22 protein-coding genes and 1 tRNA gene are annotated in these 26811 nt (G+C 58.5%); 16 read left to right on the top strand and 7 right to left on the bottom strand.

Annotated features, from left to right (window positions below):
- Positions 1 to 5 precede the first annotated feature (5 nt).
- Both EIY71_RS17345 and EIY71_RS17340 read left to right on the top strand, forming a co-directional pair.
- On the top strand, positions 6 to 1598 hold the full coding sequence (locus tag EIY71_RS17345) for an aldehyde dehydrogenase (NADP(+)) (RefSeq protein ID WP_134022473.1): 1593 nt from the start codon (positions 6 to 8) through the stop codon (positions 1596 to 1598).
- Complete coding sequence (locus EIY71_RS17340) at positions 1588 to 2850, top strand: FAD-binding oxidoreductase (protein WP_134022471.1); 1263 nt, start codon at positions 1588 to 1590, stop codon at positions 2848 to 2850. The genes EIY71_RS17345 and EIY71_RS17340 overlap by 11 nt, the downstream gene beginning before the upstream one ends.
- 8 nt (positions 2851 to 2858) lie before the next feature.
- Here EIY71_RS17340 and EIY71_RS17335 read toward each other — a convergent pair whose 3' ends face one another.
- The gene (locus tag EIY71_RS17335) at positions 2859 to 4034 is read right to left on the bottom strand and encodes a XylR family transcriptional regulator (protein ID WP_129972643.1); all 1176 of its coding nucleotides are present in this window, start codon (positions 4032 to 4034) and stop codon (positions 2859 to 2861) included.
- A gap of 188 nt (positions 4035 to 4222) precedes the next feature.
- Between EIY71_RS17335 and xylA the strand changes: the two genes are divergently transcribed.
- The 4 genes from xylA to EIY71_RS17315 all read left to right on the top strand — a co-directional run bounded on the left by xylA (position 4223) and on the right by EIY71_RS17315 (position 9455).
- The gene (xylA, locus tag EIY71_RS17330; RefSeq protein ID WP_134022469.1) at positions 4223 to 5539 is read left to right on the top strand and encodes a xylose isomerase; all 1317 of its coding nucleotides are present in this window, start codon (positions 4223 to 4225) and stop codon (positions 5537 to 5539) included.
- Positions 5540 to 5681: 142 nt separating this feature from the next.
- Complete coding sequence (gene xylF, locus EIY71_RS17325) at positions 5682 to 6683, top strand: D-xylose ABC transporter substrate-binding protein (protein WP_102686696.1); 1002 nt, start codon at positions 5682 to 5684, stop codon at positions 6681 to 6683.
- A 78-nt stretch (positions 6684 to 6761) separates the two neighbouring features.
- Positions 6762 to 8318: a D-xylose ABC transporter ATP-binding protein gene (xylG, locus tag EIY71_RS17320; RefSeq protein WP_134022467.1), complete on the top strand. Its 1557-nt coding sequence runs from the start codon at positions 6762 to 6764 to the stop codon at positions 8316 to 8318.
- Positions 8319 to 9455, top strand: coding sequence for a sugar ABC transporter permease (locus EIY71_RS17315; RefSeq protein ID WP_085747512.1), 1137 nt, complete (start codon positions 8319 to 8321; stop codon positions 9453 to 9455).
- A gap of 77 nt (positions 9456 to 9532) precedes the next feature.
- Here the strand turns inward: EIY71_RS17315 and EIY71_RS17310 are convergent, their stop codons facing one another.
- From EIY71_RS17310 to EIY71_RS17300, 3 genes are all read right to left on the bottom strand, one after another.
- A complete protein-coding gene (locus tag EIY71_RS17310) occupies positions 9533 to 11809 on the bottom strand; it encodes a hypothetical protein (protein ID WP_134022465.1) in 2277 nt (758 codons plus the stop codon).
- A 24-nt stretch (positions 11810 to 11833) separates the two neighbouring features.
- Positions 11834 to 11908: transfer RNA gene (locus EIY71_RS17305), tRNA-Lys, on the bottom strand.
- Between the two features lie 107 nt (positions 11909 to 12015).
- The gene (locus EIY71_RS17300) at positions 12016 to 12897 is read right to left on the bottom strand and encodes a LysR family transcriptional regulator (protein ID WP_129972647.1); all 882 of its coding nucleotides are present in this window, start codon (positions 12895 to 12897) and stop codon (positions 12016 to 12018) included.
- A 126-nt stretch (positions 12898 to 13023) separates the two neighbouring features.
- Between EIY71_RS17300 and EIY71_RS17295 the strand changes: the two genes are divergently transcribed.
- Entirely contained in the window at positions 13024 to 14013 is a 990-nt protein-coding gene (locus EIY71_RS17295; RefSeq protein ID WP_134022463.1) for a zinc-dependent alcohol dehydrogenase family protein, read from the top strand.
- 87 nt (positions 14014 to 14100) lie between these two features.
- On the opposite strand, the gene ycaC is transcribed toward EIY71_RS17295, so the two are convergent.
- Entirely contained in the window at positions 14101 to 14733 is a 633-nt protein-coding gene (gene ycaC, locus EIY71_RS17290; RefSeq protein ID WP_007958138.1) for an isochorismate family cysteine hydrolase YcaC, read from the bottom strand.
- 219 nt (positions 14734 to 14952) lie between these two features.
- Between ycaC and EIY71_RS17285 the strand changes: the two genes are divergently transcribed.
- The 5 genes from EIY71_RS17285 (at position 14953) to EIY71_RS17265 (ending at position 20529) form a co-directional block, all read left to right on the top strand.
- On the top strand, positions 14953 to 16554 hold the full coding sequence (locus EIY71_RS17285; protein ID WP_134022461.1) for a sensor domain-containing diguanylate cyclase: 1602 nt from the start codon (positions 14953 to 14955) through the stop codon (positions 16552 to 16554).
- Positions 16555 to 17098: 544 nt separating this feature from the next.
- Complete coding sequence (locus tag EIY71_RS28845) at positions 17099 to 17434, top strand: hypothetical protein (RefSeq protein WP_158247726.1); 336 nt, start codon at positions 17099 to 17101, stop codon at positions 17432 to 17434.
- A gap of 217 nt (positions 17435 to 17651) precedes the next feature.
- Positions 17652 to 18158: a peptide-methionine (S)-S-oxide reductase MsrA gene (gene msrA / locus EIY71_RS17275; protein ID WP_011333723.1), complete on the top strand. Its 507-nt coding sequence runs from the start codon at positions 17652 to 17654 to the stop codon at positions 18156 to 18158.
- A gap of 157 nt (positions 18159 to 18315) precedes the next feature.
- A complete protein-coding gene (locus EIY71_RS17270; protein WP_134022459.1) occupies positions 18316 to 19827 on the top strand; it encodes a diguanylate cyclase in 1512 nt (503 codons plus the stop codon).
- Positions 19828 to 19902: 75 nt separating this feature from the next.
- Positions 19903 to 20529 (top strand): DUF4157 domain-containing protein, encoded by a 627-nt coding sequence (locus EIY71_RS17265; RefSeq protein ID WP_256661098.1) that lies wholly within the window; start codon positions 19903 to 19905, stop codon positions 20527 to 20529.
- A gap of 59 nt (positions 20530 to 20588) precedes the next feature.
- Here the strand turns inward: EIY71_RS17265 and gabP are convergent, their stop codons facing one another.
- Both gabP and EIY71_RS17255 read right to left on the bottom strand, forming a co-directional pair.
- A complete protein-coding gene (gene gabP, locus EIY71_RS17260; protein ID WP_134022457.1) occupies positions 20589 to 21995 on the bottom strand; it encodes a GABA permease in 1407 nt (468 codons plus the stop codon).
- Between the two features lie 329 nt (positions 21996 to 22324).
- On the bottom strand, positions 22325 to 23539 hold the full coding sequence (locus EIY71_RS17255; RefSeq protein WP_134022455.1) for an aldose 1-epimerase family protein: 1215 nt from the start codon (positions 23537 to 23539) through the stop codon (positions 22325 to 22327).
- Positions 23540 to 24111: 572 nt separating this feature from the next.
- Between EIY71_RS17255 and EIY71_RS17250 the strand changes: the two genes are divergently transcribed.
- The 4 genes from EIY71_RS17250 (at position 24112) to EIY71_RS17235 (ending at position 26811) form a co-directional block, all read left to right on the top strand.
- Positions 24112 to 24474 (top strand): DUF6124 family protein, encoded by a 363-nt coding sequence (locus EIY71_RS17250; RefSeq protein WP_007958158.1) that lies wholly within the window; start codon positions 24112 to 24114, stop codon positions 24472 to 24474.
- A 173-nt stretch (positions 24475 to 24647) separates the two neighbouring features.
- Positions 24648 to 25175 carry a hypothetical protein gene (locus EIY71_RS28750; RefSeq protein ID WP_256661097.1) on the top strand — a complete coding sequence of 176 codons (528 nt, stop codon included), beginning with the start codon at positions 24648 to 24650 and terminating at the stop codon, positions 25173 to 25175.
- 14 nt (positions 25176 to 25189) lie between these two features.
- Complete coding sequence (locus tag EIY71_RS17240) at positions 25190 to 26143, top strand: MvdC/MvdD family ATP grasp protein (RefSeq protein WP_134022453.1); 954 nt, start codon at positions 25190 to 25192, stop codon at positions 26141 to 26143.
- Entirely contained in the window at positions 26140 to 26811 is a 672-nt protein-coding gene (locus EIY71_RS17235; protein WP_134022451.1) for a hypothetical protein, read from the top strand. The genes EIY71_RS17240 and EIY71_RS17235 overlap by 4 nt, the downstream gene beginning before the upstream one ends.

Here is a 26811-nt window from a genome sequence, read left to right as displayed (position 1 = left end):
GCGCCATGACTCTGACGGGCCAACTGCTGATCGGTCAGCAAACCCTCACCGGCGACCGCGACGTCATCCACGGGATCAATCCCGCCACCAACTCGCCTTTGCGACCGGCCTACGCCGGCGGCTCTGCCGAGCATGTCGAGCAGGCCTGCGCACTGGCCTGGGCGGCGCTCGACCGTTATCGCGAGACATCGCTTGAGACACGGGCCGAATTCATTGAAACCATCGCAGGCGAAATCGAAGCGCTCGGCGACGAACTGATCGACCGCGCTATGGCCGAAACCGGCCTGCCGCGCCCGCGCCTGTTGGGTGAACGGGGCCGCACCTGCCAGCAACTGCGTTTGTTTGCCCGCACCGTGCGGGCCGGTGAATGGCTGGATGTGCGAGTCGACAGCGCGCAACCGCAACGCCAGCCAATGCCGCGTTCGGATCTGCGTCAGCGGCAGATTCCACTGGGCCCGGTGGCGGTGTTTGGTGCAAGCAACTTTCCACTGGCGTTCTCGGTGGCGGGCGGCGATACCGCTTCGGCCCTGGCCGCCGGTTGCCCGGTGATCGTCAAGGCCCACGGCGCCCATCCCGGCACCAGCGAACTGGTTGGTCGCGCCGTAGCGCGGGCGGTCAAGGCGTGTGGTTTGCCGGAAGGTGTGTTCTCGTTGTTGTACGGCTCCGGCCGTGAAGTAGGCATTGCGCTAGTCAGTGATCCACGGATCAAGGCAGTCGGCTTCACCGGTTCGCGCAGTGGCGGGCTCGCGCTGATCAAAGCGGCTCAAGCCCGGCCCGAGCCGATTCCGGTGTACGCAGAAATGAGTTCGATCAATCCGGTTTTGTTGTTCCCAGCAGCGTTGCAGAATCGCGCCGAGGCGTTGGCCCAAGGCTTTGTGTCTTCGCTGACCTTGGGCGCCGGTCAGTTCTGCACCAATCCCGGTCTGGTCATCGCCCACAAGGGGCCGGCGCTGGACGCCTTCATTGGCGCCACCACTGAATTCGTTCAACGCAGCCCCGCGCAGACCATGCTGACGCCGGGGATTTTCAATGCCTATGAGTCCAGCGTGAATGCTCTCGCGGAAAATACCCGGGCGCGCATTGCCGCCGTCGGCCAGCGCGCGACGGAACCGAATCAGGGCCAGGCTCATGTGTTCGTCACCAACGCCGCCGATTTCCTTGCTGATCATTCGTTGCAGGCCGAAGCCTTCGGCGCCGCGTCCGTAATCGTGCAATGCGCCAGCGACGCTGAAATCCGTCAGGTGCTCGAGCAGCTGGAAGGCCAACTGACCGCCACGCTGCATCTCGATGACGAGGATCTGCAACAGGCCCGCGCATTGCTGCCAACCCTGGAGCGCAAGGCCGGACGCCTGCTGGTCAACGGCTGGCCGACCGGCGTTGAAGTCTGCGATGCGATGGTGCATGGCGGGCCGTTCCCGGCGACTTCCGATTCGCGCACCACCTCAGTGGGCACCGCGGCGATCCTGCGTTTCCTGCGTCCGGTCTGCTATCAGGATTTCCCCGACAGCCTGCTGCCGACCGCGCTCAAACACGCCAATCCACTGTCGCTGCGTCGCTTGCTCGATGGCCAAAGGGAAACCGCGAAAAATGCCGAATAACCCGCACGACATCGCCGTGGTCGGCGCCGGCATCATCGGCGTCGCGAGCGCCCTGCGCCTGGCCCGTCAGGGTTTGCGGGTGGTGGTGATCGATCCGCAGGAACCGGGCCACGGCGCCTCGTTCGGCAACGCCGGGCACCTGGCGACCGAGCAAGTATTTCCGATTGCCGACAGCTCGATCCTCAAACGCCTGCCCGCCATGCTCATGGACCCGATGGGGCCGCTGCGCTTGGACTGGAAATACCTGCCCCGCGCCTTGCCCTGGTTTGCGCGGCTGTTGCTGAACCTGCGCTCGGCGCCGTTCCAGCGTACCGTCGCCGGGTTGAGGGCGCTGAATGAAAGCTCGCTGGATGCCTGGCACCGCTTGCTGAATGACATCCAGCGCCCCGAGCTGTTGAAGATGGAAGGTTCGCTGCTGGTGTTCGAACGCCCCGAATCGCGCCCGGCCCTCGAAGCATTGCAGCGACGCATGCAACAGCAACAGGTGCCGGTCGATTGGTGGCAGGCCGGTGCGGTACGCGAGACCGCACCGCAACTGAGCGAACAGATTCAGGGCGGACTGTTTTTCCCGAACACCGGGCACTTCATCGATCCCTACCGCGTCGTGCGTGAGTTGGTGGAAGCGGCGAAAGCCAGCGGCGTGCAGTTTGTGAAACAGGCGGTTCAGGGCGGGCAACTGCACGAACATGGCGTCAACCTGATGACCGGAACCGGCACCCTGTCCGCTCGCCAGGTACTGATCGCCTGCGGCGCTCACTCGGCAAAACTCACCGCCGCGCTGACCGGCAAAAACGTCCCGCTGGACACCGAGCGCGGCTACCACCTGATGCTGCCTCACGAACACAACCGACTGCCCTTCCCCGTCACCTCGCTGGAACGCAAATTCATCATGACCCCGATGTCTGAAGGGCTGCGCCTGGCCGGCACCGTCGAATTCGCCGGCCTCGAAGCCCCACCGACCATGGCCCGCGCCTGGCAGTTGCATCGGTTGAGCAAAGGGTTGTTTCGTGATGAGTTGAGTGTCGAGGCGGCCACGCCATGGATGGGATTTCGGCCGTCGCTGCCGGATTCGTTGCCGGTGATTGATCGGGTGTGTGACGGGAAGGTGTTGCTTGCGTTCGGACATCAGCATCTGGGGCTGACGCAGGCGGCGGTGACGGCGGAGATGGTTGGGGGGATGGTTTCGCCGTCGGCGCAGAACACAGCTCGTGTTCTTCCTTCGAGCGAGCCCTATCGGCTGGATCGCTTTTGAGTGGCCGTCTATCTGGCGCCCTGCTGATATTCACGGGGCGTACACCCGAACTCTCGGCGGAACACCGTGTGCAGGTATTGAGCGGATTTGAAACCGCACGTGCGGGCAACGTCCGCAATCGCCGTGTCGGTTTTTTCCAGTCCGCGAGTGGCCGCCGCCAGTTTGAAACGCAGAATCTCGTCATGCACGCTGCAACCACGCACCGCGCGAAAGTGCGACTCCAGCGAGGAACGCGACACGCCGACATAAGCCGCCACTTGCGCGGTCTTGATGCCCTGGCAGGCATATTGGCGAATGAACAGCAGCGCCTGCATCACGTAGGAGTTGCCCAAAGGTTGATGCAAGCTCGACACCTGCACGTTGATCGCTTCAGGCGGGATCAGGAAATGCTCGCCCGTTGACGGCTTGCCGTGGAGCATCTGGTGCAGCAGTTGCGCGGCGGTGCGGCCCATGGTTTCGGTGCCCTGGATCACTGAACTCAGGGGGACCCGGGTCAGGCTGCGGGTCAACGGGTCATTGTCGATGCCGATCAGCGCCACCTGCTCCGGCACGGCGATGCCGGCGGTCAGGCAGGCTTGCAGCAACTGCCGGGCGCGGGCATCACTGACTGCGATGATGCCAATCGGCTTGGGCAGGCTTTGCAGCCAGGCGATCAGCTGTTCGACGGCGCTGTCCCACAGCGGCGCGCTGGTCCCCATGCCGCGATAGACCTCGGCGTGCAAGCCGTCCCGCTGCATCAATCGTAGAAAAGCCTTTTCGCGCTCCTGGGCCCATCGGTTGGCCTGCGCCTCAGGCAGGCTGAAGCAGGCGAACCGTTGCAGCCCGGCCTCGATCAAGTGCTCGTAAGCCATGGTGATCAGCGCGTTATTGTCGGTCGCGACGTACGGGATGCCTTTGGGATAGGCGCGCTCATCCTGATAAGAACCGCCCACCGCCACCACGGGCAATTTGATGTCGGCCAGCGCCTCGCCAATCAGCGGGTCGTCAAAGTCGGCAATGATTCCGTCGCCTTGCCAGCGCTCGATGCCCTTCAAGCGGCAGAGAAAATCCTCCTCCAGAAACAGATCCCAGGACGCGCGCGTGCTGCTCAGGTAGTTGCCGATGCCGCTGATGATGCCGCGGTCATAGATCTTGCTCCCGTTGAACAACAGGGCGATGCGGTGAACAGGCGGTACGGTTTTCATTGTTTTCAGGCTTGTTCCGGGCCCCTTGCCGTAGAGGCGGTCTGCACAGACTAGGCGCGCAGAGGGCGAATCTCAATACGCAAAATCGCACTCCGTGTTGGTGATTTTCGTAATCGGCAGGCACAGGGCCGTTGCTAGTATCGGGACACGCCCAAGAACAACAACCAAGAACAACAAGGACATTGCCAATGCCGTACTTCCCCGATGTCGACCGGATTCGCTACGAAGGTCCTGCCAGCGATTCTCCCCTTGCCTTCCGTCACTACGACGCCGACAAGATCATCCTCGGCAAGCCGATGCGCGAACACCTGCGCATGGCCGCCTGTTATTGGCACACCTTTGTCTGGCCGGGCTCCGACGTGTTCGGCGCAGGGACATTCAAGCGCCCATGGCAACACGCCGGCGACCCGATGGAACTGGCCATTGGCAAGGCGCAGGCCGCGTTCGAGTTTTTCTCCAAGCTGGGTATCGACTACTACTGCTTTCACGACACGGATGTCGCCCCCGAAGGCCACTCGCTGAAGGAGTACCGCAACCACTTCGCCCAAATGGTCGATCACCTGGAACGCCATCAGGAAGAAAGCGGAATCAAGCTGCTGTGGGGCACTGCCAACTGTTTCAGCAATCCGCGCTTTGCCGCCGGTGCCGCCAGCAACCCGGATCCTGAAGTGTTCGCCTGCGCCGCGGCCCAGGTCTTCAGCGCCATGAACGCGACTCAACGCCTCAAAGGCTCCAACTATGTGTTGTGGGGCGGTCGCGAGGGCTACGAAACCCTGCTCAACACCGACTTGAAACGCGAGCGCGAACAACTGGGTCGCTTCATGCGCATGGTGGTCGAGCACAAGTACAAGATCGGTTTCAAAGGCGATCTGCTGATCGAGCCCAAGCCGCAGGAGCCGACCAAGCACCAGTACGATTACGACAGCGCCACGGTGTTCGGTTTTCTCCAGCAGTTCGGTCTGGAAAAGGAAATCAAGGTCAACATCGAGGCCAACCACGCGACCCTGGCCGGTCATAGTTTTCATCACGAAGTGGCGACGGCCGTCTCGCTGGGGATTTTCGGCAGCATCGATGCCAACCGGGGCGATCCGCAGAACGGCTGGGACACCGATCAATTTCCCAACAGCGTCGAGGAAATGACCCTGGTCACCTATGAAATCCTCAAGGCCGGCGGGTTCGGCAATGGCGGGTTCAACTTCGACTCCAAGGTGCGCCGTCAGAGCCTCGATGAGACCGATCTGTTCCACGGTCACGTCGGCGCCATGGACGTCCTCGCCCTGTCGCTCGAGCGGGCCGCCGCCATGGTCCAGAACGATCAGTTTCAGCGGCTCAAGGACCAACGCTATGCCGGCTGGCAGCAGCCATTCGGTCAGTCGGTGCTGGCAGGCGACTTCAATCTCCAGTCACTGGCCGAGCACGCCTTCGCCCACGAACTGAACCCGCAAGCCGTCAGCGGCCGGCAGGAAATGCTCGAAAACGTCGTCAACCGTTTCATCTATCGCTGATCGCCAATGGGGACTGCGGGCGCTGTGACATTTGCGCGACAAATCTGTAGTCCGTTGCGTCAGCTGATTCTCTACAGTTCCATCAGCCCGATATTCATCGTCAGGCCGTGTCTTTCAAACAAAAATAAAAGGACGCACCACCATGAAGAATGTAAAACGCACGCTGCTGGCCAGCGCCCTGGCGCTGTTGTCGCTGCCAGTGATGGCCGACGCGGCCCATCCGAAAATCGGTTTCTCCATTGATGACCTGCGGCTGGAACGCTGGTCACGGGACCGGGATTACTTCGTTGCCGCAGCGGAAAAAATGGACGCCAAGGTCTTCGTGCAGTCGGCCGATGCCAACGAGCAGAAGCAGATTTCGCAAATCGAAAACCTCATTTCCCGTGGCGTCGATGTCATCGTCATCGTGCCGTTCAACGCTACCGTGCTGACCAATGCGGTGGCCGAAGCGAAGAAGGCCGGGATCAAGGTCGTGTCCTATGACCGTCTGATACTCAACGCCGATATCGACGCCTACATCTCCTTCGATAACGAAAAGGTCGGCGAAATGCAGGCCAGCGGCGTGCTGCACGCAGCGCCCAAGGGCAATTACTTCCTGCTGGGTGGCGCGCCCACCGACAACAACGCGAAAGTGTTGCGCGAAGGTCAGATGAAGGTGCTGCAACCGGCCATCGACAAGGGCGATATCAAGATCGTCGGCCAGCAGTGGGTGAAGGAATGGAATCCGACCGAAGCGCTGAGCATTGTTGAAAACGCCTTGACCCGCAACGACAACAAAATCGACGGCATCGTCGCCTCCAACGACGCCACGGCCGGCGGCGCCATTCAGGCCCTGGCCGCTCAGCAACTGGCCGGCAAGGTGCCGATCTCCGGACAGGACGCGGACCTGGCAGCGGTCAAGCGGGTGATCTCCGGCACTCAAACCATGACCGTTTACAAACCGCTGAAACTGATTGCCTCCGAAGCCGCCAAACTCTCGGTGCAACTGGCGCGCAACGAGAAGCCCGCCTACAGCTCGCAGTACGACAACGGCAGCAAAAAAGTCGACACCATCCTGCTCACCCCGACCCCGTTGACCAAGGACAACATCGACCTGCTGGAACAGGACGGCTTCTATACCAAGGCGCAGCTCGCCGGAAAGTGACACTCAGTGAGTGATGCCCCCGCAGGCGTTTTGCGCCTGCGGGATCAGTCCAGTATCTGTCGCTTATGAGTCTCTGCCATGTCCGACTTTCTGCTGCAAATGAACGGCATCGTCAAAACCTTCAGCGGTGTCAAAGCGCTCAACGGCATCGACCTCAAGGTCCGGCCGGGCGAGTGCGTCGGGCTGTGCGGCGAGAATGGCGCCGGCAAGTCGACGCTGATGAAAATCCTGTCTGCGGTCTATCCCCATGGCACCTGGGACGGTGAAATCCTCTGGGACGGTCAACCGCTCAAGGCGCAATCGATCAGCGAAACGGAAGCCGCCGGCATCGTCATCATTCACCAGGAACTGACGCTGGTTCCCGACCTCTCGGTGGCCGAAAACATTTTCATGGGCCATGAGCTGACGCTGCCGGGTGGGCGGATGAATTACCCGGCGATGATCCACCGCGCCGAAGCCCTGATGCGTGAACTGAAAGTGCCGGACATGAACGTGTCGCTGCCGGTTTCGCAGTACGGTGGCGGTTATCAGCAACTGGTGGAAATCGCCAAGGCCCTGAACAAACAGGCGCGCCTGCTGATCCTCGACGAGCCGTCCTCAGCCCTGACCCGTTCGGAAATAGAGGTGTTGCTGGACATCATCCGCGACCTCAAGGCCAAGGGCGTCGCCTGCGTTTATATCTCGCACAAACTCGATGAAGTGGCCGCAGTGTGTGACACCATTTCGGTGATCCGCGACGGTAAACACATCGCCACGACCGCCATGGAAAACATGGATATTCCCCAGATCATCACCCAGATGGTCGGCCGGGAAATGAGCAACCTCTACCCCACCGAACCCCACGACATCGGCGAGGTGATTTTCGAGGCGCGCCACATCACCTGCTACGACGTCGACAACCCCAAACGCAAACGGGTCGACGACGTTTCGTTCAGCCTCAAACGCGGGGAAATCCTCGGCATCGCCGGGCTGGTCGGTGCCGGCCGCACGGAGCTTGTGACCGCGCTGTTTGGCGCCTACCCCGGTCGCCACGAAGGCGAAGTCTGGCTGGACGGTCAGCCCATTGACACCCGCACGCCGCTCAAATCAATTCGCGCCGGCGTGTGCCTGGTGCCCGAAGACCGCAAGCGTCAGGGGATCATTCCCGACCTGGGTGTCGGCCAGAACATCACCCTGGCCGTGCTGGACAGTTTCTCGAAACTGACCCGCATCGACGCCGAAGCCGAACTGGGCAGCATCGATCGGGAAATTTCGCGCCTGCACCTGAAGACCGCGAGCCCGTTCCTGCCGATCACCAGCCTGTCCGGAGGCAATCAACAAAAAGCCGTGTTGGCGAAGATGCTGCTGACCAGGCCCCGGGTGCTGATCCTCGACGAGCCAACCCGAGGGGTGGATGTCGGCGCGAAGTACGAGATTTACAAGTTGATGGGGATACTGGCCGCCGAAGGCGTGTCGATCATCATGGTGTCTTCGGAGCTGGCCGAAGTGCTCGGCGTTTCCGACCGCGTACTGGTGATCGGCGAAGGCCGGTTGCAGGGCGATTTCCTCAACCATGAACTCACTCAGGAACAGGTGCTCGCCGCAGCACTCAGCCAGCCTGACAGCCATAACAATAAAGATCGGAAATCCGCGTAAATGAATCAGGTCAAACAACTTTTCACCCGCTACAAGATGCTCGCACTGGTGTTTGCCGTGGCGCTGATCTGGCTGTTCTTCAGCTGGCAGACCGAGGGCGGATTCCTGACACCGCGCAACCTCTCCAACCTGCTGCGCCAGATGTCCATCACCGGGATCCTCGCCTGCGGCATGGTGCTGGTCATCATCAGCGGCGAGATCGATCTGTCGGTCGGCTCATTGCTGGGCCTGCTCGGTGGCGTGGCAGCCATTCTCGACGTTGTCTATCACATACCGCTGCTGGCGAACCTGAGCCTTGTGGTGGTGTGCGGATTGCTGATCGGCCTCGCCAACGGTTACATGGCGGCGTACCTGCGCATTCCGTCATTTATCGTGGGGCTGGGCGGGATGCTGGCGTTCCGGGGGATTTTGCTGGGAATCACCGGAGGCACGACCATTGCGCCGGTGTCTCCGGAGCTTGTTTACATTGGCCAAGGTTATTTGCCACATGCTATCGGCGCCGGCCTGGGCGTCCTGCTGTTCGCACTGACGATGTTCCTGACCTGGAAACAACGGCGCAATCGCGCCCTTCACGGCCTCGCGGCACACTCACTGGTGCGTGACGTGGCACGCGTGTTGTTGATCGGTGCGGTGCTGGCCGGGTTTGTCCAGACCCTCAACAGCTATGACGGCATTCCCGTGCCGGTCCTGCTTCTGTTGATTCTATTGGGCGGATTCAGCTACGTGACCAGCCAGACCGTGTTCGGCCGACGCGTCTATTCCGTGGGCAGCAACATGGAAGCGACGCGCCTGTCCGGTATCAATGTGCAGGCCGTGAAACTCTGGATTTTCGGGATCATGGGCGTGATGTGCGCCCTCGCCGGCGTGGTCAACACTGCGCGCCTGGCCGCCGGCTCCCCCTCGGCCGGCAGCATGGGCGAACTCGACGCCATCGCCGCCTGCTTCATCGGCGGCACCTCGATGCGCGGCGGTTCCGGCACTGTCTACGGCGCCCTCCTCGGCGCGTTGGTCATCACCAGCCTGGACAACGGCATGTCCATGCTCGACGTCGACAGTTACTGGCAGATGATCGTCAAGGGCAGCATTCTGGTGTTGGCGGTTTGGGTGGATGTGAGTACGCGGACCGGGCGGCGTTGAAATGAAGGCATCTCTGAAAATGCGAAAAGCCTCCTTTTGAAGGCAGGCTTTTCGTTACGCCTGGAGCTTTTCGATATCTAGGAAGGCATCAGCCAGTGCCGCTCAGTGGTCCACCCGAGAAAAACCTTACAACCCTCCCGCTCTTGGTGAGCTGAAGTCAACCGACATCCAGATACCGCCATGCGCAACCCGATCATGGCGGGAAGAAATCGCCCCTGAAATGCGCTGGATTGAGCCGAAAAATACACTTCAATGTTCCCAAGCACACTCTCCAATCGAGACTGATCCAGCATCGACAGGTAAAACATCATCTGGCGCCACGCATACGCTGTGTTTTTCAACATGACCAGACGTGCGTGATAGAGCTTGATCTGCATCTGCTGCCGACTGCATATCCATTTGAAACATGCTTCGGCCATTGAACCCAAACGATCATGTAACAGCGTCTTCAGGTCCAGATCATCAAACAGGATGGCCAGGTTTTGCGTGGTCAATATCTGTTGCTGTTCGATGATCGTGCCGTTGTTCGCCGGGCTCCATCTACCGATATCGGCATTCGCCCGCCGCGCGCACAAACCAGCCAGCACACCACTGTTGCTTCGTGAATTCCGCTGCTTGGGTAGTGCAGCCAACTGATCCATATCGATATCGTAATAGCGTGCGTAAAGAGATCCGGCCATCAGCCGGACTGAACGCTTGGCAGCCTTCACGAACTTGCCGGAGAAAGCGCCCATGAAAATGTCAGCCGCGATCTCCTCTACGAAGGGAAGATCCAGCTTGGCCGATTCGGCAAGCGAGGAAAATTCCTGAAGCAACTTGTTTGGCAGAATGGCCTGAGGAAATGCAACAAGGGTCAATGCGGACGCCTCGACCAGAGCCTGTCTGGCACCTTCAATCGCCAGAGCTCCCGCCTCGTACTCGGTCTCCAGGGCTTTCACCCAAGGTAAATCATCGACTCTCACCTGACGCTGCATGTTCAGCAGCAATAGAGAGCGTCGACGCCTGAACGCACAATAAGTTGCGACAGACAGTGCCCGCAGCGCTACGTCTCGATATCCGGCGCTACAGATTTGCGCCGTCATCGCTGGCAGCACTTTCGCCACGGTATCTGCGGATGTAATGACCCCATGTTCAATCAACTCTGCAACCGTTCCCTTTCGGCAGCGTTCGAGGCGTCGACGAATCGAAGGAGGAATGGTCTCCCCCTCCTTCAATGAATAAGCCTTCGCCTCTTCGTTGGTGATGGGCGTCAGTAACGGCGCGAAATCAGAGATGCCTTCCGAGACTGGATATCTCGCCAGTCGCGCGGAAGCAGCCTTGGCAATCAGATGGTGTGCCGAGGCTGATACGTGATGGCGCTGCTGTGCGCGCTTGCTGGAATGTTCTTCGGACTCAGGGTGTCCATGCTTGGCTACAAAGTCGTCGACGATTCTGCGAATGCGCCCAACCTGGCGCCCCGTTAGCGATGCAGGATCGATAGAGCATTGCTTGAGCAATGCCAGCAACTCCGCCGCCCGATCACTGGAGTTGCCCGCGCGGCGGGGATCAGCCTCAGTGGCGATATCAAATTCTTTACCGAGCACCGAAGCGCGCTCGAACCAGCCTTCAGGGTAATGCCTGCAAGGCCAACCATCGTTGTACGTCAGCAGGAACAGCGAGACCGCCGTGTCGTAGAGGGGCAACCTGCGTTCAACAACATGCTTTTGGACGGTAAGACGAGGCTGGGGTAAGAGGTCGGACAGCCGCAGGCTGATTTGACCAGCATTGAAAACTTCAACTTCAGCCATCGAGAGTGGGCGCTCGTTGGCTGCCGCGGGAAAGAAACGCACTCGTTCGAAGAAAGGCGCGATCTGCTCGATCAACGTCCTGGCTTCTTCGACGCGTTGTTGCCCCAGAAACCAGGCCACTGTCAGCAACGCGGCCTCTTCCGGTACATCGATCCGATAGTCTTCGTTCGTCAATCGCTCTTGCAGCGTTCTTACGCCTTCGTCTGAAAGATGCCACCTATTCAAATCGAGCCGTTCGTATCCCGCTCGAATGCCAGGAATCGATGACGCCAACAGGCGCTCATGAGCGGTCAACTCGCCACCGGCCAGAAGGTTGCCCGTTGCAAAGCCGCCAGTGGCCACTTCCAGCGTGATCCATTCTGGCAGGTCGGCAAACGGCGTCCGCGAGCCATACAGTGTACGGCCATGCATCAGGTTTTCGAGAACCTTTTGCCAGCGTTCGATCCTGGCAAGTGCTTTCGGACTGGCGTCATTGTCGCGTGCAGTAAGCGCGCGAGACAGTTGAAAGTGCGCATAACCGGCGTTTATTTCGCCGAGCGCACCCGATTCACCCTCAGGCCTGGACATACTTCCTTGTGACCTACTATGTAGTGGGTCCGGGGGCTGGATTCGAACCAGCGCCCACCCGGTTAAGAGCCGAGTGTTCTACCGCTGAACTACCCCGGAACAGAGCGCGCATTGTCGATGAGTGGCGAAAGTATGTGAAGCTCGGATTCAGGGATTTTGTTGCGACAAATCTCTGATCGTTAAGCCTTCATCACTCAATGCAGCGCTTATCCAAACGCTACGCGCACAAAATCAATAAAACTCCTCAACTTCGGCGTCAGCCTCGGATCCGGCGCATACAGAAGATTCATCGGCGAAACCGGCACCTTGTACTGCGGCAGCAGACTCACCAGTGTCCCGCTTCTCAGCGAATCCTTGACCAGCTCCAGCGGGAGCATCACCACCCCCAGCCCCGCCACTGCTCCGGACAGCAACGGATCGCCCTGATTAATCGTCAATCGGCTTTTAATCGGTACATCGATACAGCCTTCCGGGCCTTCGAATCGCAGGTGTGAGCGGCCGTCCGAATAGGCGAACGCCAGACATTCATGCTCCTGAAGATCCCAAGGCGTGGTGATGGTTGGGCGGCGTGCGAGGTAGGACGGTGCCGCGCACAGCACCATTTGATAGGGCATCAGCGGCAGTGCCTTCAGGCCGCTGTCGGCGAGTTCGCCGATGCGAAATACAGCGTCGTATCCGCCGTCCACCAGGTCGACCAGTTCGTTCGACAGCGTCAGGTCCACCGACACTTGCGGATAACGAACCATGTACTCCAGCAGCTTCGGCGACAGCGTGCTGACGCCGAACGTGACGGGCGCATTGATCCGCAACCGGCCGCTGGGCACGCCCCGGGTCACGGCGGCCATTTCTTCGGCGGCGTCCATGTCGGCCAGAATCAGCTTCGCTCGCTGATAGAAGGTGCGTCCGAAATCAGTCAGGCTTTGCTTGCGGGTGGTGCGGTTGAGCAGCGAAACGCCCAGATGCTGCTCGAGCATTTTCACTTGCTTGCCGACCATTTGCGGGGACAGGTTGAGCTCGTCCGCCACCGCGCTGAAGGAGCCCAGCTCCACCGCTTTGACGAAGGTGGCCATGAGTGTGAGGCGATCCATTGGAAACTCGTTGTTTCTAGTGTTGCGCCATCCTAGGCCTTTATCCGGAGCAGGCCAAAGTCTAAATTGGCGTCCATGGCACCGGCTCACGTCGGTGCAATTTCATCGATAACCGAGGAAGTACAGATGGCACGCATTGTCAGGATTCATGAATACGGTGACGCGAGCGTCCTGAAACTGGAAAACGTCGACGTCCCGGCGCCCGCTGCGGACGAAGTGCAGATCGAAGTCAAAGCCTTTGGCCTGAATCGCGCCGAAGTAATGTTCCGCAACCATGCCTATCTACAGGAAGCGGAGTTTCCCAGCCGTCTCGGCTACGAAGCGGCCGGTGTAGTGGTGGCGGTTGGCGCCAACGCCAGCGAGTTCAAGATTGGTGATGCCGTCAGCCTGATTCCGCCGCTGGACATCGCGCGCTGGGGCACTTACGGCGAACTGGCCAACGTGCCCGCCCACCTCACCGTCAAACACCCGCAGAACCTGTCGTTTGAACAAGCGGCGGCGTCCTGGATGCAATACGTCACCGCGTGGGGCGCGCTGGTCGAACAGGCCAAACTGCAAAAAGACGACTTCGTGATCGTCACCGCCGCCTCCAGCAGCGTCGGCCTGGCCGCCTTCCAGATCGCCAAAATGGTCGGCGCCACCTCGATTGCCGTCACCCGGACCCGCGCCAAGAAACAGGCCTTGCTCGACGCCGGCGCTGCGCACGTTATCGTCAGCGATGAAGAAGACATGGTTGCAGCCGTCATGGCGCTGACCGACGGCAAAGGCGCGCGGGTGGTGTTCGATCCGGTGGGCGGCCCGTCGTTCGAACCGCTGACCCAAAGCATGGCGCGCGGCGGCATCCTGCTGGAGTACGGTGCCCTGAGCCCGGAACCGACGCCGTTCCCGCTGTTCACCGTGCTGGGCAAATGCTTGACGCTCAAGGGTTACCTCTACACGGAGATCGTCTCCGACCCGGCCATCCTGGCACGCGCCAAGGCTTTCATCGGCGACGGGCTGGCATCGGGTGCGCTGCAACCGATCATTGCCAGGACATTTGCCCTGGATGACATTCAGGAAGCGCATCGCTTTCTTGAGGCCAACCAGCAGGTCGGGAAAATTGTCGTCACGGTTTGAGGTGACGAGTCCCCTGCACTGCTGTTGCGGTAGAAACGACGAAAGCCTGCTTTTTTCAAAGCAGGCTTTCGTCTATCCGGCATCCGGTTATTTCTGATGCGCCGTCAGTGCCGCATAACCGTTCATCAAGTTGCGGTAGTTCGGGATGCGCTGGGACAGCAGGTTGCCCAGGCCTTCGATGTCGTTGCGCCAGTCGCGGTGCAGTTCGCAGGCTACCGAGAACCAATTCATCATCTGTGCACCGGCCTGGGTCATGCGGTTCCACGCCGCTTGCTGCACGGTGGTGTTGAAGGTGCCGGAGGCATCGGTCACCACGAACACGTCAAACCCTTCCGCCAGCGCCGACAGGGTCGGGAACGCTACGCACACATCGGTCACGACACCGGCAATGATGATCTGCTTGCGGCCGGTGGCCTTGATCGCCTTGACGAAGTCTTCGTTGTCCCAGGCGTTGATCTGGCCTGGACGGGCGATGTACGGCGCGTCCGGGAACATTTCCTTGAGTTCCGGCACCAACGGGCCGTTCGGGCCTTGTTCGAAGCTGGTGGTGAGGATGGTCGGCAACTCGAAGAATTTGGCCAGATCGGCCAGCGCCAGCACGTTGTTCTTGAACTCGTTTGGCGAGAAGTCCTGAACCAGAGAAATCAGACCGGTCTGGTGGTCGACCAGCAGAACCACGGCGTCGTCTTTGTTCAGGCGGTTGTAGGTTGGAGTGCTCATGTGTGAATCCCTTTTTAGTTGTGGAAGTGCGTTTGCGTTCAAGATGGGCACAGATTACTGACTCGTCTGAAAGCGATAAATCGTCTGAAAAGCGTTTAACCGTCAACTCAAAACGGACAATTCGCTCTAACTGCCGAGCAGATCACACAGCCAGCCCGACCTTCCCTCCGATCCTTGTCATACTGTTCACTCGCTCACAACGACAGCCAGGGAATGTTGATGCCCGGACGCAAGACGCAAGCGCCCACCCCAGATGAAACACCGCGCGCGCCTCGCCAAGGCGTGAAGGCCGGCTCGACCTTTCGCCTGACCGTCAGTTTCATGCTGATGGTGGTCGTGGCTTTTCTGACCGTCGAGAGCTGGAGGACGTGGCGCGATTACCGTTCGGTGTTTGCTTCCGCACGCGATTCGGTGACCAACCTCGCCCGCGCCACGGCGCAACACGCCGAGGACACCATCCGTCAGGTCGATGTGCTGACTGCGGGGCTGGCCGAGCGGGTCGAAGGCGATGGTTTGCAGAACCTGGATGTGGCGCGGATTCACAAGCTGCTCATCCAGCAATCGAAAATCATGCCGCAGCTGCATGGCCTGTTCATCTACGGCCCGGACGGCCAGTGGATCGTGACCGACAAGGAGGTCACGCCTGAGACGGCCAACAATGCCGACCGCGATTATTTCCAGTATCACCGCACCCATGAAGACCGGCGCGTGCGTATCGGCCAGGTGGTGGAAAGCCGTTCCACCCATGACCTGATCATTCCGATCTCGCGGCGTTTGAATAACCCCGACGGATCGTTCGCCGGCGTGCTGCTGGGGACGGTCAAGGTCAGTTATTTCGTCGATTATTACGGTGACTTCCGCATCGATGACAAAGGCGCGCTGGTGCTGGCGATGCGCGACGGCACGATCCTCGTGCGCCGGCCGTTCATTGCCTCCGTGGTTGGCAAAAGCCTGGCGAACAGCGAGATCTTCAAGACCTACCTGCCCAACGCCAATCAGGGCATTGTCCAGATCCGGGCGGTGGTCGACGACACCGAACGCCTTTACGGCTATCGCGCCCTGACCACCTACCCGCTGGTGGTCGAGGCCGGTTTGTCCCGGGACTCCATCGTTGCGCCGTGGCGTCAGGACCTGCTGAAAAACGGCTTCGTGCTCGTGTTCCTGATTCTGGTGCTGGCCTGTTTCGGGCTCATCGTCCTGAGCCAGTTGCGCCAGCGGATGGCGATGGAACGGGAGATTCGCTCGGCGCACAAAACGATGCGCGACATGGCGCTGACTGACAGCCTCACCGGCCTCGGCAACCGTCGGCGCCTGGACGCGGCACTGACGGATGAGATTCGCCTGGCCCGACGTCAGGGTTCGCCGCTGTCATTGATCATGCTCGATGTCGACTACTTCAAGCGCTACAACGACCAGTACGGCCACGCCGCCGGCGATGACTGCCTGATCGCGGTCGGCGACGGCATCCGCAAAGCAGTCAAGCGGCCTTCGGACCTCGCCGTACGCTACGGCGGCGAGGAATTCACCGTGCTATTGCCCAACACCGACAACGCCGGGGCAATTCAGGTGGCTGAAGATATTTTGCAGACCATTCGCTCGCTGGAACTTGAACATGCCGGGCATCCGCTGGGGTATGTCACTGCGAGTGCGGGGATTACCACGCGCTATCCGGTGGACGATGCGGTGACTCCGGCCACTTTGCTCAAGTCTGCCGACACTTGCCTCTATCAGGCCAAACAGCAAGGCCGGAATCGCTGGTGCTCGGCGCAGGCATCCCGGCAAATCCAGCCGATTGCGGCGATGCCGCGGACGGATCGCTGAATGTGACTAAAACCAGCCAATTCCTGCGTCCTTCACGCACATAAGCAGCGTCCTACAGCAGCCGTCCCTCACGCCTGATTACGTGGGCACCCTCGCCTTCGATACCGTCTTCTGCCTGAACCGGACAGAACACAGACGATGCGAAGAAAAGGCAAAGGTACCGAACTCCGAAACCAAACGCTCAAATCAGAAGCCCGCAAACTTGCGCACGAAACGCTTTCCATGGATCCAGGAGCTCTGGCAGCCGGGATTGATGCTCAGTTGCTCAGGATCGACCCGATCACGCCCTTGGCAATCAACGCATAACATCAGTGGAGCGGGCCCATTGGATACCCATGGGATGATGTACTTGAGTGGAAAACAAAAGATGCAAAAGGTCTGGACTTGGCTTTCTGGTACGAAGATGAGCTGTGCGGTTTGTGCTATGCAACGCCACGAAAAAGCACAATCTGCATAAAAATCGTTCTTTTGCAGGGTCACACCTACAAGGCCCATACCCTGCGAGGCTGGATCGCACCAATGGCACTACTGACAACAGAGTTCTATGCCCGAAAGCTGGGATGTACCGAAATTGAAGTACAAGAACCTGACTCAGGTGCTATCTCCTACTACCAAACGCTTGGATTTTATTTTGACACGACTGACCGCCTTGTCTTTCCACTGGTCCACCCATAAGATCGACTCAAGCAACCCGGCACGAGAGGTGTCCATGAAACACAAGAAGCCAAAAGCCCAATCAGCGCCTGCTTCCAGACTTCGTGCCGAAGAACCCTGTTTGCCCAACAGGGTCTCCGCCAGTCAGCGGCATTTTTTGAAAGTAGCCGCAGCCTGTGGCAAAGAAATGGAGCCTGATGGTTGGCTCGCCGGTGGCAGAACCTGAATCCCGCTTTGAAAAAACCGCCTGATTGGCGGTTTTTTTTCGCTTCAATATTGGCGTGCCCCGCGCCGGGCGCTCCAAAGACAGTGACGTGAAGCAAAAGCAGGAGAATTCCGAAAGCCCGCACTTCATGGTTTATTTACCGACTCAACCTTGGAATCGGCCCACACTCCCTCATATCAAGAAACATCTGCGACCCACTCGAGAGGAAGGACATGCCATGACCACTCAAACCGAAACTGCCATTCTTGCCGGCGGCTGCTTCTGGGGCATGCAGGATCTGTTGCGCCGCTACCCCGGCGTGCTGCAGACGCGGGTCGGTTACACCGGCGGCGATGTGCCGAACGCCACTTACCGCAATCATGGCAATCACGCCGAGGCCATCGAAATCGTCTTCGACCCCGCCGTGATCAGCTATCGGCAGATCCTTGAGTTTTTCTTTCAGATCCACGACCCGAGCACACCCAACCGTCAGGGCAACGACCTCGGTCCGAGCTATCGTTCGGCGATCTATTACCTGAACGAGCAGCAACGCGATATCGCTGAAGACACTGCGGCTGATGTCGATGCATCGGGCCTGTGGCCAGGCCGGGTGGTCACTGAAATCGAACCGGCGGGACCGTTCTGGGAAGCGGAGCCAGAGCATCAGGACTACCTCGAGCGCATTCCGAATGGCTACACCTGCCACTTCATTCGCCCGAACTGGAAGCTGCCCAAACGCGGTTGAGGTCGAGAGGGGCTCGGTGCTGTAACCCGTTCATCTATTGCTGCAGCGACACCTGACTGCTTGTATCCTTGCGCGCGATGAGGACAAACGGCTGCCGTTATTGCCTTGATCCAATAGCCTCTGGAACGGAAAAACGGACTTTCCATAAGGTAGTGACGTGAAGCGAGATACGCACCTGGTTGTGCTTTTGCTGTTGGTTATCGGCTGTTCCCTGGCCTCACTGACTGTCTGGAAGGTGCTGGCCTCTCGAGAGCGAGCGCTGGAGGAAGTGGACGTTCACGGGTTGAACCTGACCCAGGCGCTTGTCACCTATTCCGAAGGCATTGTCCGCCAAAGTTCGGCGCTTTTGCTCGGGCTCGTCGAACGCCTGGAAACCGAAGGCAGTGGCCCCGTTCAGATCCAGCGGATCAGTTCGCTGATCGACCGGCAGGAGCCGCTGATGCCACAGCTCAGCGGCATCACCATCTACGACAGTCAGGGACGCTGGCTGATGTCGTCCAACCGGCCGATTCCGGCCGGGGCAAATAGCAGTGATCGGGCCTATTTCATTCATCACCGCGATGATCCCTCCCCCGAGACCTTTATCGGTCCGCCCATTCAGAGCCGCTCCAATCAGGAATGGGTCATCACCGTCAGTCGACGCTTCAATGATGCTCGCGGTGAGTTTGCCGGTGTGGTCGCGGTGACCTTGGGCATCGAAAACTTTCTGCGGCTGTTTGGAAAGATCGATGTCGGCCAGGAGGGTGCCATCGGGTTGTCCTATACCGATGGTACGTTGCTGGTTCGCTACCCCTTCCGCGAGCAGGACATGGGGCGCAATTTTTCAAAATCACCGATCTACGCCAAGTACCTGGTGGATCGCTCTGTCGGCACCGCCTCGTTCACCTCCAGCCTGGACGGTGTGGAAAGGCTCTACGCCTTTCGCAAAAGTGACCGGCTGCCGCTGATCACGACCGTCGCTCTCGGGAAACGCGAAGCCCTCGCCGCGTGGCGAACGGAGGCGCTGCTATCGGCCGTGGTGGTAACGGGCCTGCTGGCGCTGACCGGTCTCATCGGCTGGTTTTTGATACTGGATATCCGACGCAGAACCCAAGTAGAAGCGGAGTTGATGGGCACTCAGCAGCAGTTGCTTTCGTCAAACAGGCAACTCGAGCTGTTGGCGATGAAGGACGCCCTGACCGGTCTGGCCAATCGACGCTGTTTCGATGTGACGCTGGACCTGGAGGCGCGACGAGCGCAGCGCGACGGCACGTCCTTGGCACTGCTGATGATTGATATCGACTACTTCAAACTGTTCAACGATTCCTACGGGCATGTTGCCGGCGACGATTGCCTGCAACGCGTCGGCAACGTCGTGGAGACGTGCGTGCGCCGTCCCTCGGATCTTGTGGCGCGGTATGGCGGTGAAGAGATGGGCGTCATCATGCCCAATACCGACAGCGAAGGTGCGCAGATCGTGGCGCAACTGATCCTCGACCGGTTGCAGCAAGCGAACATTTCCCACGAATCCAGCCCGTTGGGACGAGTGAGTGTCAGCATCGGGATTGCCACTGCCGCCGGTTGCCGACTAACCCCTGTGCAAGGTTTGATCGAAGCCGCCGATGAGGCGCTGTACAGTGCCAAGGCCTTGGGGCGAAACAGGTCGGTGAAACTGCCCGGCTTGATCTAGCCTTTAGTGAAACCACGCGGGAGAAAACCACCATGCCCCTCCCCGAGCCACTCGCGCTGACAACCCGTAGATGGAATGACTATGTATGGGGCAACGCAAAATGAAAGGGGCGTACACCGAGGGGCCTTTGGCGCGTCCTCCTTTTTGTCCTTGGTCCTTTGCTTGACGCTTGCAGCACCAGCCCAGGCTGACACCTGCCCTGCCGGCGAAAAACAAGTATGCCTCGACAGCTGCATTTGCCTGCCGGACCCGGAACGTCTGTCTGAAGACCTTTTCCGGATGGCGGCACCGGTCCTGGCGCAGGGCTTGACTCAGGCCCGCGCCGAAGCCGCCAGTACCGACATCAAACCGATTCCACCGCACATCCGGGAGCAACTGCTGCGCTGGTATGAACCCGGCGTCCTCGATGCCGTGCACTACAAAATCACCGACGACGGCCAATACAACGCCGCCACGGCCATCCTGCAAAACCCGGATGTCGGAGCGGTGACGCTGATCGACATCATCCTGTTCCGCGATGCTGAAACCGCAGAACAGAACGTTGCACTCTGGGCGCACGAACTGAAGCATGTGCAGCAGTTTCAGGAATGGGGAGTCGAAGGGTTTGCGCAGCGGTATTCGCAGGATTTCAATGCGGTCGAGGCACCGGCGTATGCGATACAGGGCGAAGTCAGACGTTGGTTGCGAGCCGAAGCCCGATGATCGGACATCCCCTGCGTCCATGCCGGGGCTAGCCCCACCGTTCAAGCACCAGAAAAACCCTAGGCCTTGCCCGACGCAACCGCCGCCCTCGCCTGCCCATGTTGCCGCGTGGTCACCAGCCCGATAAACGAAATTGCCAGCGCCAGCCCAATGGTCGACGTCACTTCCAGACGATGCTCGGGCGTCACCATCATCACCGCCAGCGCAGCGCAGATGAACGCGATCACCAGCCACGTCAGCCATGGAAACAGCCACATGCGAAACGTCAGCTCGACGTTTTGCCGACGCAACATCCGGCGCATGCGCAATTGCGAAACCGCGATCACCAGATACACCAGCAACGCAATCGCGCCGGAGCTGGCGAGCAGAAACTGGAACAGCCCCGCCGGCATGAAATAGCTGAACAGCGTCACCCCGGCGCCGATCACGGTGCTGGCAATCACCGCTGCCCTCGGCACGCCCGCTGCAGAGGTAACCTTTAACGGTTGCGGAGCATCGCCGCGACGACCCAGCGAGAACAGCATCCGCGAGGAAATGTAGATCGAGGAATTCATGCAACTGGCCACCGCGATCAGCACGACCACATCGACCAGAAATTTGGCATTGGGAACGTTCATCAGCTCCAGCGCGCGCTGGTAAGAGCCGACCGACGCCAGCAGCGGATCGTTCCAGGGCACCACGGAAATCACCACGAAAATCGACAGCAGATAAAACACGCCGATGCGCCAGATCACCGAGCGCGTGGCCTTGGCGATGTTCTGCGCCGGGTTGCTCGATTCGGCGGCCGCGATGGTCACCGCTTCCGTCCCGATAAAACTGAACATGATGGTGATGAAAGCCCCGACCACCGCCGACAAACCATTGGGCGCAAACCCGCCGTGTTCCTCCATCAAGCGGCTCAAACCGCTGGCCTCACGCTCCGGAATCCAGCCCATCAACACCGCAAAACCCAGCCCGATGAACCCGATGATCGCCACCACTTTGGCCATCGCAAACCAGAACTCGAACTCGCCGTACTTGGACACGCTGAACAGGTTGGTCACCACCAGCAAAATGATCGACAGCAACGCGAACAACCACGCATCGACCTGGGGAAACCACTGATTCAAGACATGCCCGGCGGCCAGCGCTTCGATCGGAATGACCAGCACCCAGAACCACCAATACAACCAACCAATGGTGAACCCCGCCCAACGGCCGATGGCCTGATCGGCATAGGTGGAAAACGATCCCGTGTCCGGATGGGCCACGGCCATTTCACCGAGCATGCGCATGACCAGCACGACCAGCAGACCGGAGAAGAGATAAGCGAGCAAGACTGCCGGGCCGGCGGCGGCAATGGCGTGGCCGGAGCCGACAAACAGCCCCGCACCGATGATGCCGGCAATGGAAAGCATGGTGACGTGACGCGGCTTGAAGCCCTGCGCCAACTGACCGTTCGAGTCCTTCGAGTTCAGACTATTCATTGTTTTTGTTGTTCTCTGGTGATCGACGTTTGGGCGTACTGACGACGTGTCAGGCGATCATCATTTCTTCCTGTTGCCCTGCTCCAGAGCGGCGCACCTCAAGCGCTTCAGCGTTACAAATCGGTCGGACGACGACGCAGGGCGATGAAATGATGCGTCACCTTACGTGCCTGGCGTTGATCGCAAATAGCCTGGGAGCGGCACGACGGTGTCTGATTTCGACATGGTGAATGGCATTCGGGCCCGTTCGAGAGCGCCATCACAGAATAAAAAAGGGGCGCTGATTTATTCAGGAAAAATAAATCAGTCCCCCCTTTTTCTGGCCGGTGTCAGCCCTTGGTCAGATCAACCAACGGTGTCTGCCGCACCTCGGTCTCCCGCCCGCCCTGAATGTCGCTCACCTGCTTCAAGGCCTTGTCCACTGCCGCCTTATCCGCCAACAAGCTGTAACTGATGCGGAACTGTTTGTGTTCCTTCGGCCCGATGGTGGGTACCAGGTTCAGTGGTCGCTGATAACGGCGGTTGTAGGAAAAACTCGTCCCCGGCTCCAGCCCGGTGACATAACCCTGACCTTGGGTATCGGTGTTCTTCCACAGAGAAAACACCGGCAATGTCTGCGTATTGAAGCCAACCGAAACGCCCAGGCTGCCGGCCTTGTTATGCAACACGGTCAACGTATCGCCCTTGGCATCGGCATACGGCACCACGTTGTAAACCGTTTCGTCGTAGTCCTTGGTCGGTGCGCGGTAGGTTTGCCATTCGGGCAAATCGCCCTTGGCCTTGTCGTTGAACGGCGACACCTGTTTCACCGGCGCGGCGAAACGAGCGCCCTGCTCCAGGAACGGGGTGCTGAAGTTGCTGTGGTACAGCGCCTGATATTCCTTCGGATAGTCGCCGTTGTTGGTCAGCGTGTCGTTAAGGGCGAACACTGCGCTGCCGGGTTCGGTGACCAGTTCGGTGGCGACGGAGAAGTCGACTTTCTTGAACGCCTGCTCTTTCAGCTCACCGCGCAGGGTGATGGCGTACGGTGGCGTTTCATCGATGTGCAGGGTGACTTTGTTCGCAGGACTGTTGGCGGCCCGGCCGTGCAGGGTCAGCAGTTCGCCGTTGTCGACGCCGGGGTGACCGACCCATTCGTATCCGCAGCGGGTCACCAACTCATTGAAACCCTCCAGCCAGCCCAGACCACCGCGGCCATTGAGTTCGATGAAGGACGGATTGACCACCTCCTTGACCGGCGAATCCCAGCCCATACGCACATTGCCGACCGAGGCCTGCAAGACGTTCATTCCCCGTGTCGGCACCACCGAGAGCTTCATCGTGCCGTTATCGATGTCGACAATACTGACGCCCTCCTGCCGACCGCCATGCAAGGTGCGCAGGCTGACGCTGAAAGGTTTGTCGGTTTTCACGCCGAGTTGCTGGCTGGTGATCTGCCAATTCTGCGCGGCTTTGTCGGTGTCGAGCAGAACGTAATCCCAGGCCATGGCGTGGGAGGCAGCGGACAGTGCGCTGAGGGCAACAACGAGTTTGAGCGGGGTCATGGGAGCAGCCTTTTCTTGGAGTTGTGCCGTTTTTATAAACCTGCTGAAACGTTTCATCAAGCTTAAAAAGTGACGCGCGCTTGTAGATGACGAGAAAGAATGGGTACGGAGAGGAAAACTGAAATCGATGTGATCGCGTTATCCCGCAGACGGGAATCCGCTTTATTCAGGAGTGGCATGGGCGTCTGATTTCGACATGGCGAGGTCGACGTGTTTAAGCGTTTTTCGAAGGGTGTTTAGAAACGCCCGGCATTACTTCCCCACGGCTACAGCGTCTTGCGTCATTGCCTACGACTACGCCAGAATCCGCCGGCTTGTGCGTCTGGGGTGCGGGTTTTATCGTTTCCGTGTCACTGAAAAACAGTGATCGGGTTTGGTAGCCCGCAGCGCTGACGCATCGCGTCACCTCATGCAGTTGCATTCATGCGACTGGATTTATGGTGGCCATGCTCAGGGCTTCTTCGGAAGCGCCGGTTCCAGTGCTCCGGTCTACCAACCTGCGTATGGTCGCCACCCCTCGTTTGGTAGCGAGAGTGGATGACTCCCCTTTAATAAGTGCTGGAGATTCATCTATGTTCAAACCAACACCGAACCCTCCCGAAACCGATCCGGTTTCCCCGTACAAATTTCCCGACTCCCGAACCCTTAATGAAGCGGCCGAACGCGCGCTCGACCACTACCTCACCCCGCAGCAACGGATCATGGGCAGCCACCACAAACACGACCCCATGTACATGGCCAACCCGGCCTACAACACCGAATCACTCCTGGCCAACGCCAGCGAATCACTGGGCTCGGCCAGTGAAATGCTCAATAACTTTGCGGCCACGCTGGAGCCTGCCCACCGCAAGACCGCGATCGGGATTGCGCAGTTGGTGATGTTGAGCGAATTGGCGGTGAATCAGGCGTTGGATCATGTTGAGGTGAAGACCTGAAAGCCAACCCCCTCTGTCGTGACTGATTAGCACGGGGGTTTGAGAAAACAATGCTAGCCGAAGCTGCCACAGTAAATGGCAGCTATCGGCCATCCATGTGCTCAAAAACTAGGAGCGATGCAAAGCAGCCGGGAGGAAACTCAGCTTCGTATATCTAGAGAGTCGACTTCGTGATGTCAAAGCAGTATCGTCAGTTACGGCTATTTGACAGCAGCATTGAGCAGGGAGAGCAAAAAATGGGCGTGATGAAAAAAGTAATATCTGACGAGGCTATGCCATTTTTGGCGCGCTTTGCGATCGCAAGAACGGGTGAGGACAGATTGCCCGGCTACTACTCAACCGAAATGGCAATGTGGGTCGTAGATTCAGAAGCTGGCCCTGTTCCCATTATTGACCATTTTGCGTTAGCCGAGCTTATGACGAAGACCAAAGTGAACGCGGAGCAGGATGACGAAGGTCTTTATTCGCTGGAAGAACTGAAAACCGTGACTGAGGTACGGGCAGAAAGTGATGATGTTGACTCTGCAATTAGCCATCTGTTGGAACTCGTGACCAAGACAGACACCGTTGTCGAAAAAGACGATGCTGCGAACGATTTCAATCAGTTTTTGGAGCTCGTCACCAAGACCAGTGTGCAGGTAGAAAAAGATGATAACGGCGATCCGGCGTCTGGGTTGGAGTCTCAGTATTTCAACGATTAGCCAAAGGAATGACAATGATTTTACTGGTAACCAATCGACGGGATATAACGATGGACTATGTGGTCGCCGAACTAAGGCGCCGCGAGATACCGTTTTACCGGCTCAACACTGAACTCTTGCCGCAGTCAATCAGTACCATGTCGGGGCAAGACCGTAAAAAATGGTCGATTTGCATCGACGACCACGAGATTCGAGGAGACAAGGTCACGGCAGCCTACTTCCGCCGTCCTGGAGCACCTAATGCTTTGGATTCCGTGAAGGATCAAGCCGAGAAGAAATACGTGGAGTCCGAGTGGGGTAGTTTTCTCAAAAGTTTGTATATGCGTCTTGAAGGAATCTGGTTTAGTAGCCCTACGCAAATATTTTTAGCTGAAGACAAACCTCGACAATTAATCCTCGCTCACGAACTGGGTTTCGACATACCAGAAGGCTACGTTACTAATAATTGGTCGTTGGTGAAGAAGCTGACAAATCAGCACCGAACGATCGGAAAACCTTTGCGAGAAGCCGTTCTTTCTGGAGATAACGAGCGCGTAATGTTCACTCATCGCATCGATGCACTGAGTGAGAGCGATGCTAAAGCAGTCGCACTAGCTCCCTTCATTGTTCAAAAGGAAATTCTTAAACGCTACGATGTACGAGTAACCGTGGTCGGTACCAACGTTTTCGCGACTGCAATTTGGTCGCAGACCAATGCAGAGACTGAAGTAGATTGGCGCCAAGGCACTCGAACCGATTTGAAACATGAGAGGATTGAGCTAGAGGAATTGACTAGCTGTCGCTGTATCGCGCTCGTTAGAGCGCTAGGGCTGAAATTTGGTGCGATCGATTTTGTGTGCGACCAAGAGGGCAAACTTTGGTTTTTGGAGGTCAACCCGAACGGGCAATGGGCGTGGATAGAGAACTTGACGGGTTATCCGATTTCCAAAGCAATTGTTGACGAACTGGAAGAGATATCCTTCGGATGAACAGAATTCGCGAGTTTATTTGGCCCATTCTCGAAAAGCAAACTGTCGCGGAGGCCCAAGCCCTAAGCGATTCTGAAAGCAAGCTTCGGACCTCCATTCAGCAAGATAATTGGAGTCCAGGCGTCGCTGTTGCGCTTGATGAGGCACGTCGCCTTTATGATGCAGAAGCTGAACGCCGCAGAAGCGCTGACACAAAAGCTGGAATCTACTTCGCCGCGATCACTGCGCTTGTGCCGGTTTTGACATCTCTTATCCCCAGTATCTGGAACGATAAAGCGAGCGCAATATTTTCGGGAGCGTCCCTACTGATATTTGCATTGGCCGTCTGTTACTTGATCAACGCCGGCCTGTGGGCATTTCATACGCTGAAGGTATCTCACTTTAACCAAATTCATTCGAGTGATTTGGTACGCCTCGCAGGTAGTTCCGAATCTCCAACCACACTCATTAAGGAAATCACACTTGCCATCCATTTGAATTATCCGTTGGTGAACGAAAAAATTACCTGTATAAAAATGACTCATGTATTTCTGTTGCGAGCTTTTTTGACTTTCGCGTTGCTGATGGTGATTCAGGGTCTTTGGCCCCCATTAACGTCCGCCTTTGATTGGGCTAAAAAGAAATACTTGCCCAGCAATCCTGTTCCATTAGTGATGTGCTACTCCTGA

It is taken from the genome of Pseudomonas sp. CH235 (genome assembly GCF_004368175.1).
In the GTDB taxonomy this organism is placed as follows: Bacteria; Pseudomonadota; Gammaproteobacteria; order Pseudomonadales; family Pseudomonadaceae; genus Aquipseudomonas; species Aquipseudomonas paraglycinae.
This window is presented reverse-complemented; position numbering and strand designations above follow the sequence as displayed.